A 21,439-nucleotide genomic window follows, 5' to 3' on the forward strand; every position below is an offset into this window, starting at 1 on the left:
GCCTCGACCGAACGACCTCCACCGAATGCACCGACCCCCGCTGACCCGGGCCCACACGTCACCGTGGGCTTCCGCCGGCCTGATCCGCCGGACAGGCCCTACCGCGCCCCGTACACCGCCCCCGGAGTCTCGGCCCGTGTCAGCAGTTCGCGGGCCGTCTCGCCCGCTTCCCCCGGGGTCCAGCGGGCTCCCTTGTCGATGCTCGGGCCCGGCCGCCAGCCCTCCATGACCGTGATCCGGCCGCCCTCGGTCTCGAAGACCCGGCCGGTGACCCCGGCGCTGGCCGCCGATCCGAGCCAGACGACCAGCGGCGAGACGTTGCCGGGGTCCATGGCGTCGAATCCGCTGCCGGGGGCGGCCATCGTGTCGGCGAAGGTGCGCTCGGTCATCCGGGTGCGGGCGGCCGGGGCGATGGCGTTGACCTGGACGCCGTGGCGCTCCATCTCGGCCGCCGCGACGAGGGTCAGCGCGACGATGCCGGCCTTGGCGGCGCTGTAGTTGCCCTGGCCGACGGACCCGAGCAGGCCCGCGCCGCTGCTGGTGTTGACGACCCTGGCGTCCGGCGCGCGGCCCGCCCTCGCCTCCGCGCGCCAGTGCGCCGCCGCCTGCCTGAGCGGCAGGAAGTGCCCCTTCAGGTGGACCCGCATCACGGCGTCCCAGTCGTCCTCGTCGAGGTTGACCAGCATCCGGTCGCGCAGGAATCCGGCGTTGTTGACGAGGGTGTCGAGACGCCCGTACGTGTCCAGCGCGGCGCGGACGAGGGATGCGGCGCCCTCCGCCGTCGCGATGTCGCCGCCGTGGGCCACCGCCTCGCCGCCCGCCGCGCGGATCTCCTCGGCCACCCGCCGGGCCGGGCTGTCCGCCGCGGGGACGCCGTCGAGGCCGACGCCGAGGTCGTTGACCACGAGCCGGGCGCCCTCGGCGGCGTAGGCCAGCGCGTGCGCCCTGCCGAGCCCGCGGCCCGCGCCCGTGACGATCACGACCCGCCCCTCGCACAGCAGTCGTGCGCTCATCGTGTCTCTCCTGACTGGTCCTTGTTGGCGGTGGCGGCGTCGAGGAAGGCGGGCCGTTCCCCGCCTCCGTGGACGAGGAGGGAGGCGCCGCTGATGTAGGCGGCGGCGTCGGAGGCGAGGAAGACGGCGGCGGCGCCGACGTCGGAGGGCTGGGCGAGGCGGCCCAGCGGGACGGTGCGGGCTACGGCGGCGAGGCCGTCCTCGCCGCCGTAGTGCAGATGGGCGAGTTCGGTGCGGACCATGCCGACGACCAGGGTGTTGACCCGGATCTCCGGCGCCCACTCGACGGCCATCGAACGGGCCAGGTTCTCCAGCCCCGCCTTGGCGGCGCCGTAGGCGGCGGAACCGGGCGAGGGGCGTGAGCCGCTCACGCTGCCGATCATCACGATCGAGCCCCGGGTCCGTGTGAGGTGCTCGCGGGCCGCGATGGACGCGGTGAGGGGAGCGACGAGGTTGAGCTCGACGACCCGGGCGTGCCGCTCGGCCTCCGCGTCGGCCAGCGGGCGATAGGGGGCACCGCCCGCGTTGTTGACCAGCACGTCGAGCCGGGGCAGGGCGTCGAAGAAGGCCCGTACCGCGGCCGCGTCGCGCAGGTCGAGGGGGGCGAAGTCGGCTTTGCCGATGGGGTTTTCGGGCGGCCGTCGGGCGCAGACCACGACGTGGGCGCCGGCTCGCACGAAGGCGCGAGTGATGCCCGCCCCGACGCCTCGGGTGCCGCCGGTGACGACGACGGTCCGGCCGCCGAGGTCCACGGCGGGTCCGGGCCTGTCCATGGTGTCCGCGTTGTCCACAGGGCCTCCCGCGCGGCCGCGATCGCTGCTAGCTTCGCATCACACCTAACAAACGTTTGGTGGAAAGGTAGCTGATGTCGCCATGGGTGTCTCCACGTCGTCCCCGGAAAAGGGGATTTCCGTCGTCACGGTCGACTTCCCGCCGGTGAACGCGCTGCCGGTGCGCGGCTGGTTCGCCCTCGCCGACGCCGTGCGGGCGGCGGGCGCCGGCCCCGGGGTCCGCTGTGTCGTCCTCGCAGCGGAGGGGCGCGGGTTCAACGCGGGCGTCGACATCAAGGAGCTGCAGCGCGACCCCACCGGCGGGGGCGCTCTGATCGGCGCGAACCGCGGCTGCGCGGAGGCCTTCGCGGCGGTGTACGAGTGCGAGGTGCCCGTCGTGGCCGCGGTGCACGGTTTCTGTCTGGGCGGCGGGATCGGGCTCGTGGGGAACGCGGACGCGATCGTGGCGAGCGAGGACGCCGTCTTCGGGCTGCCCGAGCTGGACCGCGGCGCGCTGGGGGCGGCCACGCATCTGTCCCGTCTGGTCCCCCAGCATCTGATGCGGGTCCTGTACTACACCTCGCGGACGGTGACGGCGGCCGAGCTGCACGCCCACGGTTCGGTGTGGCGGGTCGTGCCGCGCGAGGAGCTGCGGTCCGCGGCGCTGGAGCTGGCGCGCGAGATAGCGGCCAAGGACGGGCAGCTCGTCCGGCTCGCCAAGGCGGCCATCAACGGCATCGATCCGGTCGACGTGCGGCGCAGCTACCGCTTCGAGCAGGGCTTCACGTTCGAGGCCTCGCTGGCCGGTGTGGCCGCCCGCGTCCGCGACACCTTCGGCGAGGAGGCACCACGGTGAGCGACAAGACCATGTCGGCGCGGGACGTCGTCGGCCGGCTGGAGAGCGGGATGACGCTCGGTATCGGCGGCTGGGGCTCGCGCCGCAAGCCGATGGCGCTGGTGAGAGCGTTGCTCCGCAGCGAGATCACCGATCTGACCGTCGTGTCGTACGGCGGCCCGGACGTCGGTCTGCTCGCCGCCGCCGGCCGTATCCGCACGTTGGTCACCGCCTTCGTGACGCTCGACTCCGTGCCGCTCGAACCGCACTACCGCGCGGCCCGCGAGCGTGGCGCGTTCGAACTGAGGGAGGTGGACGAGGCGATGTTCATGTGGGGGCTGCACGCGGCGGCGAACCGGCTGCCGTTCCTGCCGGTGCGGGCGGGGCTCGGCTCGGACGTGATGCGGGTCGATCCGAGTCTGCGGACGGTCACTTCGCCGTATCCGGACCCGGTCTCGGGGATCCGGGAGGAGCTCGTCGCCATGCCGGCTCTGCGCCTGGACGCGGCCCTGGTCCACATGAACCGGGCGGACCGCGCGGGCAACGGCCAGTATCTGGGCCCCGATCCGTACTTCGACGACCTGTTCTGCGAGGCGGCGGACGCGGCGTACGTCTCCTGCGAGCGGATCGTCGACACGGCGGAGCTGACCAAGGAGGCGGCGCCGCAGACGCTGCTGCTCCAGCGGTCCTCGGTGACCGGCGTGGTGGAGACGCCGAACGGGGCGCACTTCACCTCGTGCGATCCGGACTACGCACGGGACGAGGCCTTCCAGAAGCTGTACGCGACCACGCCGTACGCCGAGTTCGCCGAGCGGTTCCTCGGCGGCGGCGAAGACGCCTATCAGAGCGCCGTGCGGGACTGGCGGAAGGAGCGGGAGCGGTGAACGGGGAGGGAGCGGGAGCGGTGAATGGAGAAGGTGCGGGACCAGGAGCGGTGGGCGTCACCCGGGCCGAGTACTGCGTGATCGCGTGCGCCGAGGCGTGGCGGGGCGACGGAGAGGTGCTCGCCGGCCCGATGGGCGTGATCCCCTCGATCGGCGCCCGGCTGGCCCGGCACACCTTCTCGCCGGATCTGCTGCTGACCGACAGAGAGGCGCTGCTCGTCGGTCTCGACGGCACTCCGGAGGGCTGGCTGCCGTACCGCAGGCATCTGACGGCGGTGACCGGCGGGCGGCGGCACGTGATGATGGGGGCGAGCCAGATCGACCGGTTCGGCAACCAGAACATCGCGTGCGTCGGCGACTGGTCGCGGCCCCGGCGCCAGTTGCTGGGCGTGCGCGGAGCTCCGGTCAACACCCTGAACAATCCGACCAGTTACTGGATCCCCAGACACTCGACCCGGGTGTTCGTGGAGCGGGTCGACATGGTGTGCGGGGTGGGGTACGACCGGGCCGCCGCCGCGGGCCCGAGCGCCACCCGCTTCCATCGTCTCCCCCGGGTGGTGACCGACCTGGCCGTCCTCGACTTCGCGACGCCCGACCACTCGATGCGGCTGGCGTCCGTCCACCCGGGCGTGAGTGTCGAGCAGGTCGAGGAGTCGACGGGGTTCGGGCTGAGCGTCCCGGACGAGGTGCCGTTCACCCGTGAGCCGACCGCGCGGGAGCTGGAGCTGATCCGCACGGTGATCGACCCGGCCGGCCGGCGCGAGCGCGAGGTGCCCGATCCGCGGGGCACCTCGACCGCTGGTCGGGGCGGGGGCGGGCGCTGATGGAGACCGCGCTGACCCGGCTCGTCGGTGTCCGGCATCCCGTCGTGCAGACCGGCATGGGCTGGGTGGCGGGGCCCCGGCTGGTCTCGGCGACGGCGAACGCGGGCGCGCTCGGCATCCTGGCCTCGGCGACGATGACGCTCGACCAGCTCCGTGACGCCGTGCGGGAGGTCAAGTCCCGTACGGACCGGCCCTTCGGGGTGAATCTGCGCGCGGACGCCGGGGACGCGGGCGACCGGGTGCGGATCATCGTCGAGGAGGGTGTGCGCGTCGCGTCGTTCGCGCTCGCCCCGTCCCGCGAGCTGATCGCCGGGCTGAAGGAGGCGGGGGTGGTCGTCGTGCCGTCCGTCGGGGCGCGGCGGCACGCCGAGAAGGTGGCCGCCTGGGGTGCCGACGCGGTGATCGTGCAGGGCGGTGAGGGCGGCGGCCACACCGGGGAGGTGGCGACGAGCGTGCTGCTGCCCCAGGTGGTGGACGCCGTGGACATCCCGGTGGTGGCGGCGGGCGGCTTCCACGACGGGCGGGGTCTGGTGGCGGCGCTGGCCTACGGGGCGGCGGGCATCGCGATGGGCACACGGTTCCTGCTGACCTCGGACTCGACCGTGCCCGACGCGGTGAAGGCGAGGTATCTGGCGGCGACGGTGCGGGACGTGACCGTGACGACGGCCGTGGACGGGCTGCCGCACCGCATGCTGCGCAGTGAGCTCGTCGACGCGCTGGAGGGGGCGGGGCGCGCCGGGGCGCTGGTCCGGGCGGTGCGCCGGGCCGCCCGGTTCCGGCGTCTGTCCGGGCTCTCCTGGTCCCGGATGATCCGCGACGGTCTCGCCATGAGACACGGCAGGGATCTGACCTGGAGCCAGGTCCTGCTCGCCGCCAACACCCCGATGCTCCTGAAGGCGTCGATGGTGGACGGCCGGACGGATCTGGGGGTGATGGCGGCGGGACAGGTGGCGGGCGTGATCGAGGATCTCCCGTCCTGCGCGGAGCTGGTCGAGCGGGTGATGGCGCAGGCCCACGCGACGCTGGAGTCCCTTCCCGCGGCGGGCGGCACGGATCCGTCGTGGGCCGAGGCCTGCGGCGGGCCGCCCGCTTAGCGCCCGCCCGGTGCCGGCACCGGCACCGGCACCGGCACACGTGTCCGGTCCCCTCCCGTCGGGTCCTTCAGATCCGTTCGATGATCGTCACGTTCGCCTGGCCGCCGCCCTCGCACATCGTCTGGAGGCCGAACCGGCCGCCGGTGCGTTCCAGTTCGTGCAGGAGGGTGGTCATCAGGCGGACGCCGGTGGCGCCGAGCGGGTGGCCGAGGGCGATGGCGCCGCCGTTGACGTTGACCTTCTCGGGGTCGGCGCCGGTCTCCTTGAGCCAGGCGAGGACGACCGGGGCGAACGCTTCGTTGATCTCGACGAGGTCGATGTCGGCGAGGGACATGCCGGTCTTCTTCAGGGCGTGGGCGGTGGCCGGGATGGGGGCCGAGAGCATCCGGATGGGGTCCTCGCCGCGTACGGAGAGGTGGTGGACGCGGGCACGGGGGGTGAGGCCGTGTTCGCGGACGGCCCGTTCGGAGGCGAGCAGCATCGCGGCGGCGCCGTCGGAGACCTGGGAGGAGCAGGCGGCGGTGATGGTGCCGCCGTCGACGACCGGTTCGAGCGCCGCCATCTTCTCCGGGCTGGTGTCGCGGCGCGGTCCCTCGTCGGCGGTGACGTCGCCGAGGGCGACGGTCTCGCGGGCGAAGCGGCCCTCGTCGGCGGCGCGGATCGCCCGCTGGTGGGAGCGGAGGGCGAACTCCTCCTGGTCGCGGCGGCTGATGCCCCATTTCGCGGCGATGAGTTCGGCGCCGTGGAACTGGTTGACGGGGCGGTCGCCGTAGCGTGCCCGCCAGCCCTCGCTGCCCGCGAAGGGGCCTTCGGTGAGGCCGAGGGGTTCGGCGGCCCGGCGGGAGGCGAAGGCGATGGGGATGCGGCTCATGTTCTGCACGCCGCCGGCGACGACGAGGTCCTGGGTGCCGGACATCACGCCCTGGGCGGCGAAGTGCACGGCCTGCTGGGAGGAGCCGCACTGCCGGTCCACGGTGACGCCCGGGACCTCCTCGGGCAGTCCGGCCGCCAGCCAGCTCGTGCGGGCGATGTCGCCGGCCTGCGGTCCGACGGTGTCCAGGCAGCCGAGGACGACGTCGTCGACGGCGGCCGGGTCCACGCCGGAGCGTTCGACGAGGGCCTTGAGCACGTGGGCGGCGAGGTCGGCCGGGTGGACGTCGGCGAGTCCACCCCCGCGTCGCCCGACGGGTGTGCGGACCGCTTCGACGATGTAGGCCTCGGCCATGACGACTCCCTCGGGGGTGTGGGTGGTTCGCTTACGTCTCCTCGCGGACGGAGATGCCGTCGAGCACCATCGACAGGTACTGCCGGGCGATCTCCTCGGGGCTGTGCTGACCGCCGGGCCGGTACCAGGAGGCGGCGACCCACACGGTGTCGCGCACGAAGCGGTAGGTGAGGCGGATGTCGAGGTCGGCGCGGAAGACCTCGGCGCCGACGCCGCGTTCCAGGGTGCTCAGCCAGGCCTTCTCGAAGTTGCGCTGGGACTCGGCGAGGAAGGCGAAGCGCTCCTGCGCGGCGAGGTGGCGGGCCTCCTTCTGGTAGATCGCGACGGCCGCGCGGTGCCGGTCGATCTCCCGGAAGGATTCGGTGACCAGGGCTTCGAGGGTTTCGCGGGGGCCGAGTCCGGCGTCGAGGACGATGTCGTAGCCGTCCCAGAGTTCGTCGAGGAACGTCCGCAGGATCTCCTCCAGCATCGATTCCTTGGAGTCGAAGTGGTAGTAGAGGCTGCCCGCGAGCATCCCGGCCTCGTCCGCGATCTTGCGGACGGTGGTGGCGTTGTAGCCCTGTTCGGCGAACACCTCGGCGGCGGTGCCGAGCAGTTCGCGGCGGCGCTCGGGGGTGGCGGTCACCTGGGGCTTCTTCTTGGTAGGCACCGGGTCATTGTCGTCCTACGCATGCTGGCTGCTCACGGACACGACCTCGCCGGTCAGGTACGAGGAGTAGCCGGAGGCGAGGAACACGATCACGTTGGCCACCTCCCAGGGTTCGGCGTGGCGGCCGAACGCCTCGCGGGCGGTGAGCTCTTCGAGCAGTTCGGGGGTGGTGACCTTCACCAGGTGGGGGTGCATGGCGAGGCTGGGCGAGACGGCGTTGACGCGGACGCCGTAGGCGGCGGCCTCGATCGCGGCGCAGCGCGTGAGGGCCATGACGCCCGCCTTCGCCGCGGCGTAGTGGGCCTGTCCGGCCTGGGCGCGCCAGCCGACGACGGAGGCGTTGTTGACGACGACTCCTCCGCCGCCGTGTTCCTTGAGCCGTTGGAGGGCGGCCCGGGTGCAGCGGAAGGTGCCGTTCAAGGTCACGTCGAGGACGGTGGACCACTGCTCGTCGGTCATGTCGACGAGGGCCGAGGTGCCGCCGAGGCCCGCGTTGTTGACGACGATGTCCAGTCGGCCGTGGAGGTGCTCGGCGGTGTCGAAGAGGGCCTGGACCTGGTCCTCGGCGGTGACGTCGCAGGGCAGTGCGGTGATCTGGCCGGGGCCGAACTCCGTGGCCAGGGTCTCGGCGGTCTCCTTGAGCCGGCGGGTGTGGGCGTCGCTGATCAGGACGCGGGCGCCCTCCTCCAGGAACCGGCGCGCGGTGGCTCCGCCGATGCCGGCGCCCGCGGCGGCGGTGATGACGGCGGTGCGGCCCTTCAGCAGTCCGTGGCCGGGTACGTACGCCGGGCTCTCGACGTCGCTCATGACTCCAAGCTAACCTACCAAACACTTGTTAGGGAAGCTCCGCCGGAAGGTGCCGCCGATGGATCTCACCCGCTCCCCCGCCGACGAGGCGTTCCGCGCCGAGGCCCGCGCCTGGCTGGACGTCCATGTCCCGGCGGCCCCGCTGCCCTCGCTGGAGACCGAGGAGGGCTTCGCGGCGCATCGCGCGTGGGAGGCCGAACTGGCCGCGGACCGCTGGTCGGTGGTGTCGTGGCCCGCGGAGTACGGCGGCCGGGACGCGGACCTCGTGCGCTGGCTGGGGTTCGAGGAGGAGTACCACGCGGCGGGCGCGCCGGGCCGGGTCGGGCAGAACGGCATCAGTCTGCTGGCGCCGACCCTGTTCGAGCACGGCACCGACGGGCAGCGCGCGCGGGTACTGCCGACGATGGCCACGGGCGAGGTGGTCTGGGCACAGGCCTGGTCCGAGCCCGAGGCGGGTTCGGACCTGGCCTCGCTGAGGTCGCGCGCGGTGCGCGTGGACGGCGGCTGGCTCCTGCGGGGGCACAAGACGTGGTCGTCGCGGGCCGCGTTCGCCGACCGGGCCTTCGGCCTGTTCCGCAGTGAGCCGAGCCCGCCGAAACGCCACCAGGGCCTGACGTACCTGATGTTCGACCTGCGCGCTCCGGGTGTGACGGTCCGCCCGATCGGGCGCCTGGACGGCCGGCCGGCCTTCGCGGAGCTGTTCCTGGACGACGTGTTCGTGCCCGACGAGGACGTGATCGGCGAGCCGGGTCAGGGCTGGCGGGTGGCGATGTCGACGGCGGGCAACGAACGGGGTCTGACCCTGCGGTCGCCGGGCCGTTTCCTGGCGGCCGCGGACCGGCTGGCCGCTCTGTGGCACGCCGACGGCGACCCGTCGGACTCCGCGCTGCGCGACCGGGTGGCCGACGCGGTGATCGGTGCGCGCGCCTACCAGCTCTTCACGTACGCCCATGCCTCCCGGCTGCTCGAAGGGGAGGACATCGGGCCGGAGTCCAGCCTGAACAAGGTGTTCTGGTCGGAGCTCGACATCGCGCTGCACGAGACGGCTCTGGATCTGCTGGGCCCCGAGGGCGAGGCGGCGGACACCGCGTGGTGCGAGGGGTACGTGTTCGCGCTCGCGGGTCCCGTCTACGCGGGCACCAACGAGATCCAGCGCGACATCATCGCCGAGCGGCTGCTCGGCCTTCCGAAGGGCCGCCGCTGATGCGCTTCCTCCTCGACGCCGAACAGCGCGCCTTCGCCGCCTCCCTGGACCGGATGCTGGCGGCCGCGGACACGCCGTCGGCGGTGCGCGCGTGGGCGGACGGCGACCACGCGCCGGGGCGGGCGCTGTGGTCGCGGCTGGCCGAGGCGGGCGTGTTCGCGCTGGCGGTCCCGGAGGCGTACGAGGGAGTGGGACCGCGTCCCGTGGAACTGGCGGTCGCCTTCGTGGAGTTGGGCCGGCACGCGGTTCCGGGTCCGGTGGTGGAGACGGTCGCCGCCGCCGTGCTGCTGGGTGAGCTGAGCGCGCTGGGCGAGCCGGGTCCGGCCGAGCGGCTGCTGCCGGGGCTCGCCTCGGGCAAGAGCCCGGCCACTCTGGTCCTGCCCGACGGCCACGCGCCCGCGGCGGGCGCTTCGGCACCATCCGGCGGGCACACGCCTGACGCGAGGGCGACACCTTCCGGCGACCACGCACCGGACCCGAACCCGGCGGCCCTGTCCGGCGGTTACGCGCTCGACGCGGACGCGGCGGCGGTGTCGCTCGTGGTGGACGGTGGCGGGCTGTGGCTCGTGTCCGGTCACGGGCCGGTGCGGGCGTCCGTGGACGGGGCGCGCCGGCTCGCCCGTCCGGAGGGCGGCGGCGAACTCCTGGCCGAGGGCCCGGCTGTCGAGCGCGCCGCGGTACGGGCGCTGGTGTGGGCGCGGCTCGCCACGGCCGCCCAGGCCCTCGGGGTGGGCCTCGCGCTCCTCGGCCGGACCGTCGAGTACGTGGGCCGGCGGACCCAGTTCGGGGTGCCCGTCGGTTCGTTCCAGGCGGTCAAGCACCGACTCGCGGACGCGCTGATCGCCCTGGAGTTCGCGCGCCCGCTGCTGTTCGGGGCCGCGCTGTCGATGGCGCCGGCGGAGGTGGCCGCCGCGAAGGTCACGGTGTGCGAGGCCGCGTACACGACGGCGCGGGCCGCGCTGCAGTTGCACGGCGCGATCGGCTACACGGCCGAGTACGACCTGTCGCTGTGGTTCACCAAGGCCCGCGCCCTGCGGTCGGCCTGGGGCACCCCGGCCGCGTGCAGGGCCGAGGCGCTGGCCGGTCTCAGTGGTGGTGGCCGTCCTCCCCGCTCGTGAGCGCCCGGTGCTCCTCGGCCGTCGGCTTCGGGATCCTGGTGCCGGGCCCGTACAGGGCGCGTGCCAGCCGGGCGCGCAGCCGTGCGGCCGGACCGACGCGGCGGGCCACGCCGTTGGCGTCGACGAGCGGGCCCACCTCGTAGGGCGGCGCCTGTTCGTGCTGGGTGAGGGTGAACCGCCGGGCCGGGGTGAGGGGTTCGTGGACCTCGATGTACTCGCCGTGCGGCAGCATCTTGATCGTGCCGGTCTCGCGGCCGTGCAGCACCTCGTCGCGGTCGGCGCGTTGCAGCCCCAGGCAGATCCGTTTCGTGACGACGTAGGCGAGCGCGGGTCCGGCGAAGACGGCGACGCGGACGAACCAGGTGATCGCGTTGATCGACAGATGGAAGTGGGTGGCCCACAGGTCGTTGCCGCCGCCGACGAGCAGGACGGCGTACAGCGTCAGCCAGGCGACGCCGAGCGCTGTGCGGGTGGGCACGTTGCGCGGCCGGTCCAGGATGTGGTGCTCACGCCGGTCGCCGGTGACCCAGGCCTCGACGAAGGGGTAGGCGGCGATGGCGGCCATGATGAGCGGGAAGAGCGAGAAGGGGATGAGGACGCCCAGTTGGAGGGTGTGGCCGAAGGCGTTGATCTCCCATCCCGGCATCACGCGGATGAGTCCTTCGGAGAAGCCGAGGTACCAGTCGGGCTGGGCGCCGGTGGTCACCAGGTCGGGACGGTAGGGCCCGAACGCCCACACGGGGTTGATGGTGGCGATCGCGCCCATGATCGCCAGGACGCCGAAGACCAGGAAGAAGAACCCGCCGGCCTTGGCCATGTAGACGGGCATGAAGGGCATGCCGACGACCGACCTCTGGTTCTTTCCGGGTCCCGGGTACTGCGTGTGCTTGTGGTAGAAGACCAGGATCAGATGGGCGACGACCAGCCCCAGCATGATGCCCGGCAGCAGCAGGACGTGGATGGGGAAGAACCTCGGGATGATGTCGTGCCCGGGGAACTCCCCGCCGAAGAGGAAGAAGGAGAGGTACGTCCCCACGACGGGAATCGACAGGATGGCGCCGTCGGCGAAGCGGACGCCGGTGCCGGAGAGCAGGTCGTCGGGGAGCGAGTAGCCGGTCAGTCCGGTGATGAGGCCGAGCATCAGCAGGGTCCAGCCGAACAGCCAGTTGACCTCGCGCGGCTTGCGGAACGCTCCGGTGAAGAACACCCGCATCATGTGCACGAGCATCCCGGCAAGGAAGACGAGCGCGGCCCAGTGGTGGATCTGGCGGATCAGCAGACCGCCGCGCACGTCGAAGCTGATGTCGAGCGTGGACTCGTACGCCCGGGTCATGACGATGCCGTTCAGCGGCCCGTAGGAGCCGTGGTAGACGACCTCGACGCCGCTCGGCTCGAAGAACAGGGTGAGATAGACGCCGGTGAGGATCAGGACGAGGAAGCTGTAGAGGCAGACCTCGCCCAGCATGAACGACCAGTGGTCCGGGAAGACCTTGCGCATGTTGGCCTTGGCCAGGGAGTAGATGCCGAGGCGTCCGTCGGCCCAGTCGGCGAGCCGCTCCCCCTTGCCGGTCTCGGGCGCGCGCCGGGCCCGTACGGCCGTGTCGCCCGAAGTCCGCGCCGTCCCGCTCCCGGGTGCTCCGTTCGCCGAAGTCCCCGCGGTCCGGCCGGAGTCGATCTCTCGTGCGCCCATTCGCCGCTCCCCTCGGCCCACCAGGGTGGCACGTCGGCCGTTCGAAGCCAACGGGGCGTCATGGAGGGGATGTCGGGGCGGACCGGGCAGGGGACGGGCGGTGTCCGCGCCCCGGCCTCGGCGGGGGAAGGGCGGGTCAGGCCAGGATTCCGCGGGCGCGAGCCGCCGCCAGCCACCGCGGGAACTCCGCCACCAGCCGGTCGTACAGCTCCCCGTCGCTCACCCGGCGCGGATCCGAACCGGCGTGGAAGAAGCCCGCGTTGTCGACGACCCGCTTGTGCGGCACGGCCAGTTCGTCGAGCTTGCGCAGGAAGTCGAACTGTCTGCTGCTCCGGTCGCCGAACCCCACGAACTGCCAGAACATCGGCAGCCTGGCGGCCTTGCACACATACCGTTCGGCGGCGAGCTTGTTGATCGGTCCTCCGTCGGTCTGGAAGACGACGAGGGCCGGGGCGTCGGAACCGCTGTCGAGGTAGTGGTCGATGACGGCGTCCATGGCGAGGTGGTAGCTGGTCCTGCCCATGTGTCCGAGCCCGGCCGCGATCCGTTCGATCCGCCCCCGGTGGTTGTCGAGCGCGATGTCGGTGACCGCGTCGACGTCCGTGGAGAAGAAGACGACGGGGACGACGCCGTCGTCGTCGAGGTGGGCGGACAGGCCGAGCACCCGGTCGGCGAGTGCCTGCACACTGCCGTCGTCGTAGTACGGCTTCATCGACCCCGAGTAGTCCACCACCAGGTACACGGCGGCCCGTTGGCCGCTCAGTCCGTGTTTGGTGAGACTGACTCCGGCGCTCCTGTAGGGGCCCACCAGCGCGGGCGCGGTCTCCTCGATCTTGGTGAGGCTGATTCCGGCCATGCGGGCTCCCGTCGTACGCGGACTGCGGAACGCCGAGAGTACGTGAACGTCCCGGCACCGTCCCGGCCCCTCCGGAGCGCGGACCCGGGGTGGCTCCAGGGCGGGTCCGGATCGTGGCCCTGCCGTTCCCCGCGGGCCGGGGGGTTGGATAGTTTGATCACCGCCGCCCCCACCGGCTCACCTACCCCCTGTACCCGTGCGTTCCAAGGAGCCGGCCGTGGAGTCCGAGTCCGCCGTCACCACCTGCTACCGCCACCCCAAGGTGGAGTCGCATGTGCGCTGCACCCGTTGCGATCGCTACATATGTCCGAACTGTATGCGTGAGGCGGCCGTCGGCCACCAGTGCGTGGAGTGTGTGAAGGAGGGTGCGCGATCCATCCGGCAGGCCCGCACGGCCTTCGGCGGCCGGATATCGACGGTGCCGGCGGTGACGTACGCCCTCATCGGCCTGAACGTGCTGGCCTATGTGGCCGAACTGCTGCGCTCCTCGGTCGTGGACCGGTTCGCGATGCTCGGCGCGGGTCTCGCGGACTCGGAAGGGGGCCACTACTTCTGGGACTTCCCGTACCCCTCGTCCCTCCACGCGGAGGGCCTCGTCGACGGGGAGTGGTACCGGCTGCTGACCGGCGCGTTCCTGCATCTGCCGCCCACGGAGGGCACGTTCGGGATCGCCCACATCGTGATGAACATGTTCGCGCTGTGGAACATCGGCCGGATCGTCGAGTCCCAGCTCGGCCGGGTCCGCTACCTCGCGCTGTATCTGCTGTCGGCGCTCGGCGGCTCGGTCCTCGTGCTGCTGATCGCGCCGCAGGAACAGGCGATCGGCGCGTCCGGCGCGATCTTCGGCATCAGCGCCGCCTACTACGTGATGGCCCGCCGCGTCGGCGCGGACATGGCCGGCGTCAACCGGTTCATGGCGGGCCTGCTGATCTGGCTCCTGATCTCGGCGGGGCTCACGTCCTGGCAGGGGCACCTGGGCGGGCTCCTCGCCGGCGGACTCGTGACCGCGGCCTACGCGTACGCTCCGCGCGACCACCGCAGGACCTTGATCCAGGCGTCGGTCTGCGTGGGCCTGCTCGCCCTGTTGGTGATCCTCACGGTACTGAAGGTGTCGGCGCTGCGAACGGGCGCGGTGTAGCGGGCGCGGGAGCGGACGCCGGGGCCCCTACGTCGGCACGGGCCCGGGCCGCCCTGGCGGAGCAGGGCGACGGCCGCCGCCCGGTCGGGTGTCTCGTGGTACACCTGTGCGGCGCCCTCGCGGCCCGCCAGGGGGCATGGCCGTGCCCCCGCCGTGCGTACCCTGTCCGCCATGAAACGCGCGGATTGTCTGTTCTTCGTTCTGGCCGCCGTGCTGATCACGGCGGCGGTCCATCTCGCCACGCCCGAGCACGCCACGGCCGACGCCAAGGGCGGCGCGTCGCCCCCGGCCCGGTCCCGCGCGCGGGCGGAGCCGGAGCGGGTGGCCGGCGGCAGGGCCGTCGTCGCGCCGGCGACCAGCCGTGCCACCCCCGTGAGCTCCACCGTCCCGGCGAGACCCGCAGCCCCGGCGAGGTCGGCCGGCCTCGCCGCTCCGGACAAGAAGGAACTCGCCCAGGAGATCGTGGCGAGCGCCGAGAACTCCACGCTGAACTGGCACGAGGCCTACGGCTACATCGAGGACATCGGCGACGGCCAGGGCTACACGGCGGGCGTCGTCGGCTTCTGCACCGGCACCCACGACCTGCTCACCCTCGTCGAGCGCTACACCGCGGCCCACCCGGGCAACGGGCTCGCCCGCTATCTCCCGGCCCTGCGCGAGGTCGACGGCACCGACTCCCACGAGGGCCTGGACCCGGGCTTCCCGACGGCCTGGCGCCACGAGGCCGGCCTCACCGCGTTCCGCGAGGCCCAGGACTCCGAGCGTGACCGGATCTACTTCGACCCCGCGGTCCGGCTCGCCGAGCACGACGGTCTCGGCACGCTCGGCCAGTTCATCTACTACGACGCCATCGTGCTGCACGGTCCGGGTACCGGCGACCACGGCTTCCAAGGGCTGCGCGAGCGCGCCCTGCGCGAGGCGGCCCCGCCGTCCGAGGGCGGCGACGAGAAGACGTACCTCGGCACCTTCCTGGACATCCGGCGCGCGGCCATGAAGTCCGAAGACCCCGACCGTGACACCAGCCGCGTCGACACGGCCCAGCGCCGGTTCCTCGACGAGGGCAACCTCGGCCTGCGCAAACCGCTGGAGTGGAAGGTGTACGGCGAGACCTACCGCGTGCCGTAGCCGCCGGGCGGGTGCGGACATGCGGCGGCGCCTGCCCAGTCGTCCGGTCGGGGACAGTGGGGCAGGCGCCGTCTCGTGTTCCGCACGCCTTTGTGCGGGACGTTTCGAGTGACCGTGTCAGGTCACGCATCCATGGGTCAGACCGTCAGCGAACGGTCCGTCGGGCGGATCGGGGCCGGCAGGTCGCTCGCTCCGGTGAGGAAGCGGTCGACGCCGCGGGCGGCCGAGCGGCCCTCCGCGATGGCCCAGACGATGAGGGACTGGCCGCGGCCCGCGTCACCGGCGACGAACACTCCGGGAACGTTGGTCGCGAAGTCGGCGTCGCGGGCGATGTTGCCGCGCTCGTCGAGCTCCAGACCGAACTGGGAGACCACGCCGTTCTCGACGTCCGTGCCGGTGAACCCCATCGCCAGCGTCACGAGCTGGGCGGGGATCTTGCGCTCCGTGCCCGGCTTCTGGTTCAGCTTGCCGCCGGTGAACTCTACCTCGACCAGGTGCAGCCACTGGACGTTGCCGTCCTCGTCGCCCTCGAAGTGGGTGGTGGAGACCGCGTAGACGCGCTCGCCGCCCTCCTCGTGCGCGGAGGTGACCTTGTAGAGCATCGGGAACGTCGGCCAGGGCTGGCCCGGGTTCCGCTCCTCGCCCGGCCGCGGCATGATCTCGAGCTGCGTGACGGAGGCCGCGCCCTGACGGTGGGCGGTGCCCACGCAGTCCGCGCCCGTGTCGCCGCCGCCGATGACCACGACGTGCTTGCCCTCGGCGGTGATCGGGGGCGCCACGAAGTCGCCCTCCTGCACCTTGTTCGCGAGCGGCAGGTACTCCATGGCCTGGTGGATGCCGGTCAGTTCCCGCCCGGGGACGGGCAGGTCACGGGCGGTCGTGGCGCCGGCGGCGATGACCACGGCGTCGTACCGCTTGCGCAGGTCCGTCGCCTTGAGGTCGCGGCCGATCTCGATGCCCGTACGGAAGCGGGTACCCTCCGCGCGCATCTGCTCGATGCGGCGGTTGATGTGCCGCTTCTCCATCTTGAACTCGGGGATGCCGTAGCGCAGCAGACCGCCGACGCGGTCGGCGCGCTCGTACACCGCGACCGTGTGACCGGCCCGCGTGAGCTGCTGGGCGGCGGCGAGACCGGCCGGGCCGGACCCGATGACCGCGACGGTCTTGCCGGAGAGGCGCTCGGGGGCCTGGGCCGCGACGGAGCCGCTGTCCCACGCCTGGTCGATGATCGAGACCTCGACGTTCTTGATGGTCACGGCGGGCTGGTTGATGCCCAGCACACACGCGGACTCGCACGGCGCGGGGCACAGCCTGCCGGTGAACTCCGGGAAGTTGTTCGTGGCGTGCAGCCGCTCGGAGGCGGCCTGCCAGTCCTCGCGGTACGCGTAGTCGTTCCACTCGGGGATCAGGTTGCCCAGCGGACAGCCGTTGTGGCAGAACGGGATGCCGCAGTCCATGCAGCGCGAGGCCTGCTTGGAGATGATCGGGAGCAGCGAACCCGGAACGTAGACCTCGTTCCAGTCCTTGAGCCGCTCCTGGACCGGCCGGGACCTGGCGACCTCACGGCCGTGGTTCAGAAAGCCCTTGGGATCAGCCATTGGTCGCCGCCTCCATCATCTTCTCGGTGATCGCGGACTCGTCGAGTCCGGCTCGCTCGGCGGCGTCCTTGGCGGCGAGCACTGCCTTGTACGTGCTGGGAATGATCTTGCTGAAGCGCTCCGCGGCGACGGGCCACTCGGCGAGCAGCTTCTCGGCGACCGTCGAGCCGGTCTCCTCCGCGTGCCGGCGCACGACGTCGTGCAGCCACTGCTTGTCGGCGTCGTCGAGCTCCACGACGGCGTCCACGCTGGCGACGTTGACGTTGTCGCGGTCGAGGTCGATCACATAGGCGACGCCGCCGGACATGCCGGCCGCGAAGTTGCGGCCCGTCTCGCCGAGGACGACCGCGTGACCGCCGGTCATGTACTCGCAGCCGTGGTCGCCCACGCCCTCGGAGACCACCAGCGCGCCCGAGTTGCGGACGCAGAAGCGCTCGCCGGTGCGGCCGCGCAGGAACAGCTCGCCGCCGGTCGCGCCGTAGGCGATGGTGTTGCCCGCGATCGTCGAGTACTCGGCGAGGTGGTCGGCGCCCCGATCGGGGCGGACGACGACACGGCCGCCGGAGAGGCCCTTGCCGACGTAGTCGTTGGCGTCGCCCTCCAGGCGCAGCGTGACACCGCGCGGGAGGAAGGCGCCGAAGGACTGGCCGGCCGACCCGGTGAAGGTGATGTCGATGGTGTCGTCGGGCAGGCCCGCGCCACCGAACTTCTTCGTCACCTCGTGGCCGAGCATGGTGCCCACGGTGCGGTTGATGTTGCGGATCGCGACCTGGGCGCGGACCGGCTGGGCGTCGGTCGCGGAGTCCGTGGCCAGCGCGTCGGCGGCGAGCTTGATGAGCTCGTTGTCGAGCGCCTTCTCCAGGCCGTGGTCCTGCTCGATGACCTGGTGCAGGGCCGCGCCCTCGGGCAGTTCGGGCACGTAGAAGAGCGGGGACAGGTCCAGTCCCTGCGCCTTCCAGTGGGTGACGGCGCGCTCCACGTCGAGGTTCTCGGCGTGGCCGACGGCCTCCTCGATGCTGCGGAAGCCGAGCTCGGCGAGGATCTCGCGGACCTCTTCGGCGATGAACTTGAAGAAGTTCACGATGTACTCGGCCTTGCCGGCGAACCGGTCGCGCAGCACCGGGTTCTGGGTGGCGATGCCGACCGGGCAGGTGTCCAGGTGGCAGACGCGCATCATGACGCAGCCGGAGACGACGAGCGGCGCGGTCGCGAAACCGAACTCCTCGGCGCCGAGCAGCGCGGCGATGACGACGTCGCGGCCGGTCTTGAGCTGACCGTCGGTCTGCACGACGATGCGGTCGCGCAGGCCGTTGAGCAGCAGGGTCTGCTGGGTCTCGGCGAGGCCGAGCTCCCAGGGCCCGCCCGCGTGCTTGAGCGAGGTGAGCGGGGAGGCGCCGGTGCCGCCGTCGTGGCCGGAGATGAGCACGACGTCCGCGTGGGCCTTGGACACGCCCGCCGCGACCGTGCCGACGCCGACCTCGGAGACCAGCTTCACGTGGATGCGGGCCTGCGGGTTGGCGTTCTTGAGGTCGTGGATCAGCTGAGCCAGGTCCTCGATGGAGTAGATGTCGTGGTGCGGCGGCGGGGAGATCAGGCCGACACCCGGGGTCGAGTGACGGGTCTTGGCCACCCACGGGTAGACCTTGTGGCCGGGGAGCTGGCCGCCCTCGCCGGGCTTGGCGCCCTGGGCCATCTTGATCTGGATGTCGTCGGCGTTGACGAGGTACTCGCTCGTGACACCGAAGCGGCCGGAGGCGACCTGCTTGATGCTGGAGCGGCGCGCCGGGTCGTACAGCCGGTCCGCGTCCTCGCCGCCCTCACCGGTGTTGGACTTGCCGCCCAGCTGGTTCATGGCGATGGCGAGGGTTTCGTGCGCCTCCTTGGAGATGGAGCCGTACGACATGGCGCCGGTGGAGAAGCGCTTGACGATCTCGGAGACCGGCTCGACCTCGTCGAGGGAGATCGACGGGCGGTCCGACGCGAAGCCGAACAGGCCGCGCAGCGTCATCAGGCGCTCGGACTGCTCGTTGACGCGGTCGGTGTACTTCTTGAAGATCTCGTAGCTGCCGGAGCGCGTCGAGTGCTGGAGGCGGAAGACCGTCTCCGGGTCGAACAGGTGCGGCTCGCCCTCGCGGCGCCACTGGTACTCGCCGCCGATCTCCAGGGCGCGGTGCGCCGGGGCGATGCCGGAGGCGGGGTAGGCCTTGGCGTGCCGGGCGGCGACCTCCTTGGCGACGACGTCGAGGCCGGCGCCGCCGATCTTGGAGGCCGTGCCGTTGAAGTACTTCTCGACGAAGACCTTCTCCAGACCGACGGCCTCGAAGACCTGGGCGCCGCGGTAGGAGGCGACGGTGGAGATGCCCATCTTGGACATGACCTTCAGGACGCCTTTGCCGAGCGCGTAGATCAGGTTGCGGATGGCCTGCTCGGGCTCGATGCCCTGGAGGAAGGTGCCGGCGCGGACGAGGTCCTCGACGGACTCCATCGCGAGGTACGGGTTGACGGCCGCGGCGCCGAAGCCGATGAGCAGGGCGACGTGGTGGACCTCGCGGACGTCTCCGGCCTCGACCAGCAGGCCCACCTGGGTGCGCTGCTTGGTGCGGATGAGGTGGTGGTGGACGGCCGCGGTGAGCAGCAGCGAGGGGATCGGCGCGTGCTCGGCGTCGGAGTGACGGTCCGAGAGGACGATCAGGCGGGCGCCGTTCTCGATGGCGGCGTCGGCCTCGGCGCAGATCTCCTCGATGCGGGCGGCGAGGGAGTCGCCGCCGCCGGAGACCCGGTACAGGCCGGACAGGGTCGCGGCCTTCATGCCGGGCATGTCGCCGTCGGCGTTGATGTGGATGAGCTTGGCCAGCTCGTCGTTGTCGATCACCGGGAAGGGCAGGGTGACGCTGCGACAGGAGGCGGCCGTCGGCTCCAGCAGGTTGCTCGCCGGGCCCAGCGAGGAGCGCAGGGAGGTGACCAGCTCTTCGCGGATCGCGTCCAGCGGCGGGTTGGTGACCTGGGCGAACAGCTGGGTGAAGTAGTCGAAGAGCAGACGCGGGCGCTGCGAGAGCGCGGCGATCGGCGAGTCGGTGCCCATGGAGCCGATCGGCTCGGCGGCGGCCTTGGCCATCGGCGCGAGGATGATCCGCAGCTCCTCCTCCGTGTAGCCGAAGGTCTGCTGGCGGCGGGTGACCGAGGCGTGGGTGTGCACGATGTGCTCACGCTCGGGCAGGTCGGAGAGCTCGATCTCGCCGGCTTCCAGCCAGTCCGCGTACGGCTTCTCGGCGGCGAGGCCGGCCTTGATCTCGTCGTCCTCGATGATGCGGTGCTCGACGGTGTCGACGAGGAACATCTTGCCGGGCTGGAGGCGGCCCTTGCGGACGACCCTCGCGGGGTCGATGTCGAGGACGCCGACCTCGGAGCCGAGGACGACGAGGCCCTCGTCGGTGACCCAGTAGCGGCCGGGGCGCAGTCCGTTGCGGTCGAGGACCGCGCCGACCTGGGTGCCGTCGGTGAAGGTGACACAGGCCGGGCCGTCCCAGGGCTCCATCATCGTGGAGTGGAACTGGTAGAAGGCGCGCCGGGCCGGGTCCATGGAGTCGTGGTTCTCCCACGCCTCCGGGATCATCATGAGCACGGAGTGCGGCAGCGAACGGCCGCCGAGGTGCAGGAGTTCGAGCACCTCGTCGAAGGAGGCCGAGTCGGAGGCGTCCGGGGTGCAGACGGGGAAGATCCGCTGCAGCTTGTCGTTGTCGCCGAAGAGGTCCGAGGCGAGCTGGGACTCCCGGGCGACCATCCAGTTGCGGTTGCCCTTGACCGTGTTGATCTCGCCGTTGTGCGCGACGAAGCGGTACGGGTGGGCGAGCGGCCAGCTCGGGAAGGTGTTGGTGGAGAAGCGGGAGTGCACGAGCGCGATCGCGGAGGCGAAGCGGCGGTCGGACAGGTCCGGGAAGAAGGGCTCGAGCTGGCCGGTGGTCAGCATGCCCTTGTAGACGATGGTCCGGGCGGACAGCGAGGGGAAGTAGACCCCGGCCTCGCGCTCGGCGCGCTTGCGCAGCACGAAGGCGCTGCGGTCGAGGGCGATGCCCTCGTTCTCGCCGTCGGTGACGAAGATCTGGCGGAAGGCCGGCATCGTCGAGCGGGCGGTGGCGCCGAGGAGTTCGGGGGCGACGGGGACCTCGCGCCAGCCGAGGACGGTGAGGCCCTCTTCGGCGGCGATCGTCTCGATCCGTGAGACGGCGTCGGCCGTGCCGTCGTTCGGGAGGAAGGCGATGCCCACCGCGTACGCGCCGGCTGCGGGAAGCTCGAATCCGGCCACTTCGCGGAGGAAGGCGTCCGGGACCTGGGACAGGATGCCGGCGCCGTCACCCGAGTCGGGCTCGGAGCCGGTGGCACCGCGGTGTTCCAGGTTGCGCAGAACGGTGAGCGCCTGCTCGACCAGCGCATGGCTCGCCTCGCCGGTGAGGGTGGCCACGAAGCCGACGCCGCAGGCGTCGTGCTCGTTGCGGGGGTCGTACATACCCTGCGCAGCAGGGCGAGCATCCATGAAGGACCACTTCCGGTCGTTCGTGGAGTGCTGGGACGGCTGGCGCGGAGTACGCATCGGCTCTCCCGTCGTCGTCGG

At 72.0% G+C, this 21,439-nt stretch carries 17 protein-coding genes; 8 read left to right on the forward strand and 9 right to left on the reverse strand.

Annotated elements, in window-relative coordinates; translation table 11 throughout:
- Positions 1–98: 98 nt before the first annotated feature.
- Both ACIQ7M_RS12200 and ACIQ7M_RS12205 read right to left on the reverse strand, forming a co-directional pair.
- Entirely contained in the window at positions 99–1,013 is a 915-nt protein-coding gene (locus tag ACIQ7M_RS12200; protein WP_403642809.1) for an SDR family oxidoreductase, read from the reverse strand.
- Positions 1,010–1,786, reverse strand: coding sequence for an SDR family oxidoreductase (locus ACIQ7M_RS12205; protein WP_403643517.1), 777 nt, complete (start codon positions 1,784–1,786; stop codon positions 1,010–1,012). Before ACIQ7M_RS12205 ends, ACIQ7M_RS12200 begins: the two co-directional genes overlap by 4 nt.
- Positions 1,787–1,886: 100 nt before the next feature.
- Here ACIQ7M_RS12205 and ACIQ7M_RS12210 point away from each other — a divergent pair, with 100 nt between their 5' ends.
- From ACIQ7M_RS12210 to ACIQ7M_RS12225, 4 genes are read left to right on the forward strand one after another with little or no spacing between them, the layout of a single operon-like run.
- Positions 1,887–2,639 (forward strand): enoyl-CoA hydratase family protein, encoded by a 753-nt coding sequence (locus tag ACIQ7M_RS12210; protein WP_386984987.1) that lies wholly within the window; start codon positions 1,887–1,889, stop codon positions 2,637–2,639.
- On the forward strand, positions 2,636–3,502 hold the full coding sequence (locus ACIQ7M_RS12215) for a CoA transferase subunit A (RefSeq protein ID WP_403642813.1): 867 nt from the start codon (positions 2,636–2,638) through the stop codon (positions 3,500–3,502). The genes ACIQ7M_RS12210 and ACIQ7M_RS12215 overlap by 4 nt, the downstream gene beginning before the upstream one ends.
- Before the next feature lie 20 nt (positions 3,503–3,522).
- Positions 3,523–4,326 carry a CoA-transferase subunit beta gene (locus ACIQ7M_RS12220; protein ID WP_403642816.1) on the forward strand — a complete coding sequence of 268 codons (804 nt, stop codon included), beginning with the start codon at positions 3,523–3,525 and terminating at the stop codon, positions 4,324–4,326.
- On the forward strand, positions 4,326–5,420 hold the full coding sequence (locus tag ACIQ7M_RS12225; protein ID WP_403642818.1) for an NAD(P)H-dependent flavin oxidoreductase: 1,095 nt from the start codon (positions 4,326–4,328) through the stop codon (positions 5,418–5,420). The genes ACIQ7M_RS12220 and ACIQ7M_RS12225 overlap by 1 nt, the downstream gene beginning before the upstream one ends.
- 67 nt (positions 5,421–5,487) lie before the next feature.
- On the opposite strand, the gene ACIQ7M_RS12230 is transcribed toward ACIQ7M_RS12225, so the two are convergent.
- Genes ACIQ7M_RS12230 through ACIQ7M_RS12240 form a run of 3 tightly spaced genes read right to left on the reverse strand, consistent with a single transcriptional unit; the run spans position 5,488 to position 8,101 of the window.
- Complete coding sequence (locus ACIQ7M_RS12230) at positions 5,488–6,645, reverse strand: acetyl-CoA C-acetyltransferase (RefSeq protein ID WP_403642821.1); 1,158 nt, start codon at positions 6,643–6,645, stop codon at positions 5,488–5,490.
- A 31-nt stretch (positions 6,646–6,676) separates the two neighbouring features.
- Positions 6,677–7,294, reverse strand: coding sequence for a TetR/AcrR family transcriptional regulator (locus ACIQ7M_RS12235; RefSeq protein WP_403642824.1), 618 nt, complete (start codon positions 7,292–7,294; stop codon positions 6,677–6,679).
- 15 nt (positions 7,295–7,309) lie between these two features.
- Positions 7,310–8,101: an SDR family oxidoreductase gene (locus tag ACIQ7M_RS12240; RefSeq protein WP_403642827.1), complete on the reverse strand. Its 792-nt coding sequence runs from the start codon at positions 8,099–8,101 to the stop codon at positions 7,310–7,312.
- A gap of 58 nt (positions 8,102–8,159) precedes the next feature.
- Between ACIQ7M_RS12240 and ACIQ7M_RS12245 the strand changes: the two genes are divergently transcribed.
- Both ACIQ7M_RS12245 and ACIQ7M_RS12250 read left to right on the forward strand, forming a co-directional pair.
- A complete protein-coding gene (locus tag ACIQ7M_RS12245; protein ID WP_403642830.1) occupies positions 8,160–9,305 on the forward strand; it encodes an acyl-CoA dehydrogenase family protein in 1,146 nt (381 codons plus the stop codon).
- Positions 9,305–10,423 carry an acyl-CoA dehydrogenase family protein gene (locus ACIQ7M_RS12250; RefSeq protein ID WP_403642833.1) on the forward strand — a complete coding sequence of 373 codons (1,119 nt, stop codon included), beginning with the start codon at positions 9,305–9,307 and terminating at the stop codon, positions 10,421–10,423. Before ACIQ7M_RS12245 ends, ACIQ7M_RS12250 begins: the two co-directional genes overlap by 1 nt.
- Here ACIQ7M_RS12250 and ACIQ7M_RS12255 read toward each other — a convergent pair.
- The gene (locus tag ACIQ7M_RS12255; protein ID WP_386985003.1) at positions 10,392–12,113 is read right to left on the reverse strand and encodes a cytochrome bc complex cytochrome b subunit; all 1,722 of its coding nucleotides are present in this window, start codon (positions 12,111–12,113) and stop codon (positions 10,392–10,394) included. The genes ACIQ7M_RS12250 and ACIQ7M_RS12255 overlap by 32 nt on opposite strands.
- Positions 12,114–12,249: 136 nt before the next feature.
- Positions 12,250–12,969 carry a VWA domain-containing protein gene (locus ACIQ7M_RS12260; RefSeq protein WP_355759952.1) on the reverse strand — a complete coding sequence of 240 codons (720 nt, stop codon included), beginning with the start codon at positions 12,967–12,969 and terminating at the stop codon, positions 12,250–12,252.
- A 217-nt stretch (positions 12,970–13,186) separates the two neighbouring features.
- Between ACIQ7M_RS12260 and ACIQ7M_RS12265 the strand changes: the two genes are divergently transcribed.
- Together ACIQ7M_RS12265 and ACIQ7M_RS12270 are read left to right on the forward strand one after the other, a co-directional pair.
- Positions 13,187–14,107, forward strand: coding sequence for a rhomboid family intramembrane serine protease (locus tag ACIQ7M_RS12265; RefSeq protein WP_403642837.1), 921 nt, complete (start codon positions 13,187–13,189; stop codon positions 14,105–14,107).
- Positions 14,108–14,278: 171 nt separating this feature from the next.
- A complete protein-coding gene (locus ACIQ7M_RS12270) occupies positions 14,279–15,232 on the forward strand; it encodes a chitosanase (protein WP_403642840.1) in 954 nt (317 codons plus the stop codon).
- A 137-nt stretch (positions 15,233–15,369) separates the two neighbouring features.
- Here the strand turns inward: ACIQ7M_RS12270 and ACIQ7M_RS12275 are convergent, their stop codons facing one another.
- Together ACIQ7M_RS12275 and gltB are read right to left on the reverse strand one after the other, a co-directional pair.
- Complete coding sequence (locus tag ACIQ7M_RS12275; protein ID WP_355759958.1) at positions 15,370–16,830, reverse strand: glutamate synthase subunit beta; 1,461 nt, start codon at positions 16,828–16,830, stop codon at positions 15,370–15,372.
- Complete coding sequence (gene gltB, locus ACIQ7M_RS12280) at positions 16,823–21,418, reverse strand: glutamate synthase large subunit (protein WP_403642843.1); 4,596 nt, start codon at positions 21,416–21,418, stop codon at positions 16,823–16,825. Before gltB ends, ACIQ7M_RS12275 begins: the two co-directional genes overlap by 8 nt.
- Between the last annotated feature and the right edge of the window lie 21 nt (positions 21,419–21,439).

Source organism: Streptomyces sp. NPDC096324, from assembly GCF_044763015.1.
GTDB lineage: Bacteria > Actinomycetota > Actinomycetes > Streptomycetales > Streptomycetaceae > Streptomyces.